Origin of the sequence: Pseudomonas sp. RL, assembly GCF_000647775.1 — a bacterium.
GTDB classification, from domain to species: domain Bacteria; phylum Pseudomonadota; class Gammaproteobacteria; order Pseudomonadales; family Pseudomonadaceae; genus Serpens; species Serpens flexibilis.
Map to the genome: position 1 here is coordinate 21,234 of NZ_JBOY01000044.1, position 6,911 is coordinate 28,144.

The 6,911-nt window shown below is 56.0% G+C and carries 8 protein-coding genes and 1 pseudogene; 5 read left to right on the forward strand and 4 right to left on the reverse strand.

Features of this window, described 5'->3' with window-relative positions:
• The first annotated feature begins 96 nt into the window (after nucleotides 1–96).
• The 3 genes and pseudogenes from waaA to msrA (AS93_RS20220) all read left to right on the forward strand — a co-directional run bounded on the left by waaA (nucleotide 97) and on the right by msrA (AS93_RS20220) (nucleotide 2,580).
• Nucleotides 97–1,371 (forward strand): lipid IV(A) 3-deoxy-D-manno-octulosonic acid transferase, encoded by a 1,275-nt coding sequence (waaA, locus tag AS93_RS0108235; protein WP_027590175.1) that lies wholly within the window; start codon nucleotides 97–99, stop codon nucleotides 1,369–1,371.
• Between the two features lie 136 nt (nucleotides 1,372–1,507).
• Nucleotides 1,508–1,903 (forward strand): annotated as a pseudogene (msrA, locus tag AS93_RS18975) (peptide-methionine (S)-S-oxide reductase MsrA); the annotation flags it as partial.
• 146 nt (nucleotides 1,904–2,049) lie between these two features.
• A complete protein-coding gene (gene msrA / locus AS93_RS20220) occupies nucleotides 2,050–2,580 on the forward strand; it encodes a peptide-methionine (S)-S-oxide reductase MsrA (RefSeq protein WP_081798252.1) in 531 nt (176 codons plus the stop codon).
• A 393-nt stretch (nucleotides 2,581–2,973) separates the two neighbouring features.
• Here the strand turns inward: msrA (AS93_RS20220) and AS93_RS20225 are convergent, their stop codons facing one another.
• The 4 genes from AS93_RS20225 to AS93_RS0108250 form a co-directional block, all read right to left on the reverse strand.
• Nucleotides 2,974–3,576 (reverse strand): DUF6088 family protein, encoded by a 603-nt coding sequence (locus AS93_RS20225; protein WP_081798253.1) that lies wholly within the window; start codon nucleotides 3,574–3,576, stop codon nucleotides 2,974–2,976.
• A 14-nt stretch (nucleotides 3,577–3,590) separates the two neighbouring features.
• Nucleotides 3,591–3,875 (reverse strand): BPSL0761 family protein, encoded by a 285-nt coding sequence (locus AS93_RS21210; protein ID WP_336604843.1) that lies wholly within the window; start codon nucleotides 3,873–3,875, stop codon nucleotides 3,591–3,593.
• Nucleotides 3,876–3,983: 108 nt separating this feature from the next.
• Entirely contained in the window at nucleotides 3,984–4,274 is a 291-nt protein-coding gene (locus AS93_RS20235; RefSeq protein ID WP_081798255.1) for a hypothetical protein, read from the reverse strand.
• A 228-nt stretch (nucleotides 4,275–4,502) separates the two neighbouring features.
• On the reverse strand, nucleotides 4,503–4,955 hold the full coding sequence (locus tag AS93_RS0108250) for a hypothetical protein (protein WP_027590176.1): 453 nt from the start codon (nucleotides 4,953–4,955) through the stop codon (nucleotides 4,503–4,505).
• Nucleotides 4,956–5,040: 85 nt separating this feature from the next.
• On the opposite strand from AS93_RS0108250, the gene AS93_RS0108255 reads away from it, so the two are divergent.
• Both AS93_RS0108255 and AS93_RS0108260 read left to right on the forward strand, forming a co-directional pair.
• A complete protein-coding gene (locus tag AS93_RS0108255) occupies nucleotides 5,041–5,334 on the forward strand; it encodes a helix-turn-helix transcriptional regulator (RefSeq protein WP_027590177.1) in 294 nt (97 codons plus the stop codon).
• Nucleotides 5,335–5,696: 362 nt separating this feature from the next.
• Nucleotides 5,697–6,572 carry a nucleotide-binding protein gene (locus AS93_RS0108260; RefSeq protein WP_027590178.1) on the forward strand — a complete coding sequence of 292 codons (876 nt, stop codon included), beginning with the start codon at nucleotides 5,697–5,699 and terminating at the stop codon, nucleotides 6,570–6,572.
• Nucleotides 6,573–6,911: the final 339 nt, after the last annotated feature.

The following is a 6,911-nucleotide window of genomic DNA, read 5'->3' on the forward strand; positions in this document are numbered from 1 at the left end:
CGGCAGTATAAACCGTGCCGGCTTCCGCCGGCGCAACCGGCGAACCGGCACGCCGCGCTCACGCCCCGGCGACAGGCTTTGTTAAGCTGCGCGCCCATGAACCGACTCATCTACACCCTGCTGCTTCACCTGGGCCTGCCGCTGGTGGGCATTCGTCTGCTGGTGCGCGCCCGCAAGGCCCCGGCCTATGCCCGGCGCACCGGCGAGCGCTTCGCCCTCGGCCTGCCGGCCTTCCGGCCCGGCGGTATCTGGGTGCATGCCGTTTCCGTCGGCGAAAGCATCGCCGCCGCGCCGATGATCCGCGCACTGATGGCCCGCCATCCCGACCTGCCGATCACCGTGACCTGCATGACGCCAACCGGCTCGGAGCGCATCCGCGCCCTGTTTGGCGACCAGGTGCAGCACTGCTATCTGCCCTACGACCTGCCCTGGGCGGCCGCGCGCTTCCTGAATCGCCTGCAGCCCAGGCTGGCGGTGGTGATGGAAACCGAGCTGTGGCCCAACCATATCCACCAGTGCGCCCGGCGCGGCATTCCGGTGGTGCTCGCCAACGCGCGGCTGTCGGAGCGCTCGGCGCGGGGCTATGCACGCTTCAGGAAGCTGACCGCGCCGATGCTCGCCGAGCTGGACTGGCTGGCCGTGCAGACCGAGGCGGAGGCCGAACGCTTCCGCCAGTTGGGCGCCCGCGCGGAGCGGGTGAGTGTCACCGGTTCGATCAAGTTCGACCTGCGCATCGATCCGGCCCTGGTGGAACGCGCTGCCGCGCAACGCGCCCAGTGGGGCGCCGGCCAACGCCCGGTGTGGATCGCCGCCAGCACCCACGGCGGCGAGGACGAGGTGATCCTGGCGGCCCACCGCAAGCTGCTGGAACGTCATCCCGACGCCCTGCTCATCCTGGTGCCGCGTCATCCGGAACGCTTTGCGGATGTCTTCGCGCTGTGCCGCCAGCAAGGTTTTGCCACCTGCCGGCGTTCGGGCAACGAGCCGGTGACCGCCGAGCACAGCGTGCTGCTCGGGGACACCATGGGTGAGCTGCTGTTCCTCTATGCGCTGGCCGACGTGACCTTCGTCGGCGGCAGCCTGGTGGCCAATGGCGGCCACAACCTGCTGGAGCCGGCCGCCCTCGGCAAGCCGGTGCTGAGCGGCCCGCACCTGTTCAACTTCCTGGAAATCTCCCAGCAGCTGCGCGCCGCCGGTGCGCTAGGCGAGGTGGCGGATGCCGCCGGCCTGGCCCTGGAAATCAGCACTCTGTTCGAGCAGCCTGAAAAGGCCCAAACCATGCGCGAAGGCGGCCTCGGCGTGCTGCGGGCCAACCAGGGGGCGCTGGAGCGTTTGCTCGACGGGCTGGACCAGCGACTCGACAAGCACTGATCGGCGGCGCCCGTTGGCGCAGGGTGGGCAACGCCGCGCCTTCACGGCGGCCAAGGCGATGCCTTGACCGCCTTACGGGACAGGTGCCGGGTTCACTCTCCGCGCCAGCCGGCTTAGGCTGTCCATTACAGAGCTCATGAGGTACCGCGCCATGCCTGCCCACTCCCTCTCCATGCCCACGCCCGATCAGGCCCTGCCCGGTCGCTCCACGCCTATGCCGGTGCCGGAACGCCACCGGGTGCTGGGCCATCCTCTGCGCGGTCCGTTTCCGGCTGGCCTGCAGCAGGCCGTGTTCGGCATGGGCTGCTTCTGGGGCGCCGAGCGGCGCTTCTGGCAGCTACCCGGCGTCTGGACCACCGCCGTGGGCTATGCCGGCGGCCTGACGCCCAACCCCACCTACGAGGAAGTGTGCAGTGGCCTGACCGGTCATGCCGAGGTGGTGCTGGTGGTGTTCGATCCGCAACAGGTCGACTACGACACCCTCTTGCGGGTGTTCTGGGAATCCCACGATCCGACCCAGGGCTTAGGAGGATCGTCAAGAGTAAATCTATGCTAGGAATCCTATCGCTAGGGCGCCTCAGCATAGCTATCGCGCCGGCCAGACGATCTACGTGAAAGCATGGCAGCCATGATGCCGCCATATCGGCCGCAGCCCAGCCCCCTTATACAGAGGCTCCTATGAAAACCGAAAAAATAGTTCTAGCAGGCGGTTGCTTTTGGTGTCTTGAACCGGTCTTCAAGAGAGTCAAAGGCGTTCAGTCTGTGATATGTGGCTACACGGGGGGAACCCTAAACGCACCAACATATGATGATGTATGCACTGGCAAAACAGGCCATGCCGAAGCAATAAAGGTTGAGTTTGACAGCAGCGAAATTAGCCTATCCGAATTGCTTGATATTTTCTTTACAATACATGACCCAACCACTCTAAACAGGCAAGGCGCAGATATTGGAACCCAATATCGATCCGCCATATTTTATGATAGCGACGAACAGCTAGGAACCGCGAAAAACGCAATACTAGAAACCGAAAAAAATGGCCCATGGAAAAAACCAACGGTAACCACCCTAGAGAGGTTAACTGACTTTTTCGACGCCGAGGAGTACCACCAAGATTTCTTCACAAAGAACCCAAGCAACAGATACTGCCAGATATCAGTTGCACCAAAGCTCGCAAAGCTGGAAAACATAATAAACAACAAAAAGTAAAGCATGACTAGCACTACATAAACTTATGGCAAGCCTTTTTGTCGAAACCAGCTTCAGTTATTTATTATGCCCCCGACAAGAGGTCATTTATTTTAAGTCCCAAAGCCAGGCCTATCGGAAGCTCGTCGAATCAAGAAGGGAAAAACCCGATTTCCGCGATCCAGCAGAACAATAAAAAATACGACCTTTACCCTAAAGCCAGTTGGTCGAGCGCGCGAGGGTGCTGGAGAGAAATTCAGAGGTTGCGGAGTGGCAAGGTGTCACAATACTAGCCGCGGTGTTTTTTAGTGCTTAGCTTTACCAAGAGGTCAAAGTTACCGGCGCTGTCGCCAAAGCCCTGTAATAAATGGCGATCATCGTCAGTACCCTGCTGGTCACAGAGTAGCGATTCAGTCATATCGCTTCCAGCGCCATGCGCATCCAATTCGGCATTTTGCAAGCCGCCAACTTGACTAGGTCTTCTGGCTTTAGTGCCTTTCTAATCGCCGCAATGCATTCTGGAGTAGATCCGTCTTTACCTAGATAGTATAGAGCACTTATAGCCATCCCCACCTCAGTCCCTGGGTGCTGCATAACCATTGGCGCCGCATGTATCAGCCGCACTTCAGCTTTGCCTATAAATACAGATCGGCTAGCGCCATTTATGTAGTAAATTGGGATGAGCGGCATCTGGGTGCTGAGCCCAAACCTCCTGACGGCATTCACACCATGGATCTGCAAAGACAGATGCTTCTGTGTGGCGATGAGGCTAATCAATTTCCAGAGATTGGGACGAGCGTTAGCAATGTAACGTCCGGGTTTTGGGCGCATATAGATCCCGCGATACAATCGTTCGAGCTCGCCCCGGTTGACCAATCGAGCTATCGCTTTGGATACGGCGTTTTTCGTTCCAAACCCTGTGAAGCGGCTTATGCTGAAAGGCTGCCCTTTAGGTAGACGCTTAATCCTTTGCGCAATCCGGGCGGATACCGACTGGGATTTATAAGTACTGAGCATCGTAACTTTCTAGCCTATGGCGTGAAATCTAATGTGGAGCTGAATAGCGGCTGATGGAACGCAATCACCCTTCGCCGATACTCATCATCTTGATCATCGCCTACCAGACACTCTTCGAGGCGTCCAAGTGAGATAATCTGATCGGCTGACGGGTAATGCCTAAGCAAGCTTTTCGCATAGCTACGGATATCATCAGGTAGTTCTTTGTTACGAGATAGCTCTCGGAGAAAGGCTTCGACCTTGATGACAGTCCGCGTTCTTTCATATGGAAGGGTCAATGCGGCTACCTCCTGAATCAATTATCCCCACCGATGGGGCTAGAGAAATAAACCGTGCGTTTGCTCTCTGTCCGATCCGCGAATTGACATGGCAGTTCATGGATCCTCAACCCAAAAGTCAGCTCTTCATCAGTAGTTGTCTCTGCTGACCAGTCCAAAATCTTCAGGAGCAAATGGCAGATCTTCATCAAACATGCCATTGACCATGCGCTCCCGACGCAACCCACTCAGCACTCTAAAAAAACAAGGCTCGCAAAGATGTACCCGATAGTGTTCCCCGTCATGTTGAGAGCCATAACTCCACCGAGCTTCAAGCTTGCCGTACTGGAGGCCGTAGCCGAGAATGCGCGTTTTAGATCGACAAACATCACAAATTAAATCCTGAGCTACATCGACCAATGCCTGCGATTTTATTTCCATTCTCACCTCACGGGTATGTCCACGCAGCACTGCCGGTTATGTAATCATGCACACCCGCATCACCTAATCAGATTCAGCTGGCTGAGCATCAGAAACAATCCTGTAGCCGCTACCCTAGAAGAATCCGACCTGATAAGCGAACTTAACTATAAAGTAATCTAGCGAAATGCTCGCACCTCTATGGTTACCGCTTGGATGTACAGACGGGGCAGATCCCATGGCTAGCCACTAATTTTCAGCGCACTGCAAATCTAATTCGGCTGAGAACAAAACTTTGATCAAGGCTAATTCCTCTAAGTTACGCTGTGGGTGCAGGGAGTAGCGGACGTTATTTTCCACCTTATATACCAAGCCTCTAGTTCCCTTGTTGTCCTGCACGAGGTGCGCTTCTCTCAGGGGTTCCATTAGCCACCTCGCCTGCCCGTTGAGGTGTGCAGGCGTTACGATCTGTACTTGCTCGACCCATGCGCGTTTTGACTGGCTTCTTATAACGCTCTCCAAGTCATGGATGTGCTGGAGCAGTAGTGTGCTGGCGGCCACCTCGCCCCCGTCCAGTCTGGCGATTTGCACGTAGAACCATGGCGATTGAAGATCCTGTTCGACAGCCGTCCACAGCTGAGCCGGTGAATACTCGAACGGCCGATCCAGGCGCACCTCGGTATGGCGATAGGTAATGAACATGGCAGAGCCTCTGAAATGAACCCTATAGATTGTAGCTCTATAGTGTTCATGCAGGCTTCATCGTTCCTTTTGCGGACTTGGCAAAATGGAACTGAATACGGCGTTCGGGCTCGCACTCAAGCAGCTACGTAAGCATCGAAAACTGACTCAGGAGGACTTCACGGCGGTCAGCAGTCGAACCTACCTGAGCACTCTAGAGAGAGGGCAGAAGGGCCCCACGATCCAGAAGCTTGAGCAACTGGCAGGTGTGCTTGGTGTTCATCCCGCTACCCTATTGATTGCCGCTTACCTCGCCAAGGATCCTCACCGAGACAGTCAAGAGCTAATCGCCCGTTTGAGCGACGAGTTGCAAGCTCTTGGTCTAACCGACCAATACTGAGCCTCAGCGATTTCACTCGCCTGCCCGCTACGAATGCCCCGAAAGAATTTTGTGCTGTCCATTTCGGGTGACTTGCAGGCAGCGTTAGCCCCTTTCGCTGGATCAGTAAACACGATGGTTACGAGAGACGTGGATGTAGGCCAAGAGTTGATCTTAGACAATTAAGTCAGTCTCGCTGACCAACGTGGTCTGCAGTCTGTAGCTTACTGGTCTGGCTCACATGAGCCATGTGAGCGGTCTTGCCCTCCGCAAAAATAAATAAGTCCGTCTCGCCTCAAGCAGAAGCGAGCGAAGGCCCGTAGGATGATGAGACATTTCAAATTAGCGATAATGGCCTACCGCTACCAAGGAATGCGTAGACCATGGCACGAAAAACCACCTCTGTTACACCTCCGCAGCCGAAGCTGAGACTGACATCTCAAGAGATCGACCGTGGCCTTGCTCGGCTATCTGAACGAATTGCAGAGCTTCGCGCTTTTGACCTCAATACCGTCCGGGATGGGAATACACCCGAGCTGAAGGCTTTGGAGGTTGCCATCAAGGATAGTCTGACCAGATGCTTCGGGGAGGACACCAGCGCCTATCGTACCTACGCCGCCGCCACCGACCTCACGTATTACCCGATGATGATCAGTAGCGGACAGCGGATCGATTACTACTCGCCAATTCAACGCCGAGTGCTGAGCTCTATTGCTTTGCTTGAGCAAGCACAGAAAAGCTTGAAGGAGGACTTGGCAGATCTCCCAGAATCGGAGGGCGTCGAGACCGACTCGGCCCATGAAAATAAAGCTGCCCACTCAGATCGAGTATTTTTGGTTCACGGCCATGACGAGGGAGCTAGAGAGTCGGTGGCTCGATTCCTTGAGAAACTCGGTCTTGAGCCAGTCATTCTCCATGAACAGGCAAATCGTGGGCGCACCGTAATCGAGAAGATTGAAGGACACCGAGACGTAGGATTTGCAGTGGTGCTGCTCACGCCTGACGACGAAGGCTGCGTAAAGGGCGGACAATTGGAGCCACGTGCCAGGCAAAACGTCCTGTTGGAGCTTGGCTATTTTCTTGGCTACCTAGGTCGTGATCGAGTCTGTGCACTGAATCGTGGCCAGGTTGAAATTCCAAGCGACTTCGCAGGCGTGGTCTGGACCTCGATGAATGACGAAGGTTGGAAGCAAGCCTTGAGCCGGGAGCTTCAGGACGCTGGGTACGAAATTGATTGGAACAAGGTGATGCGCAGCTAGGCAGGCGAGACTAAAGCCCTGCCCTAATCCTTACTGACAAAGGTGACCGGGGAGGTAGTCTACGATGGTTGGCTCCGAGATTTTGTTGGCAAATTGCCTCCCCTTGGAGACACGTGAGAGCCCGACCCGGAAGCGGGCTTTTTCGTATCTGCCAGTAGATGCGAAATTGCACTGACTTGACCACCGAATTGCATTCCAGCTTACCAGGCAATTGCATTCGTATTGACCACCCGATTGCATGCGGCTTGACCAATACACGCCGTAGTGACGACCGGCCGAAGTTGACCGATTCTGTTGAAAAACTAAGTTCTGCGGCAGCCAGCTGGTCAGCGGTGCCTG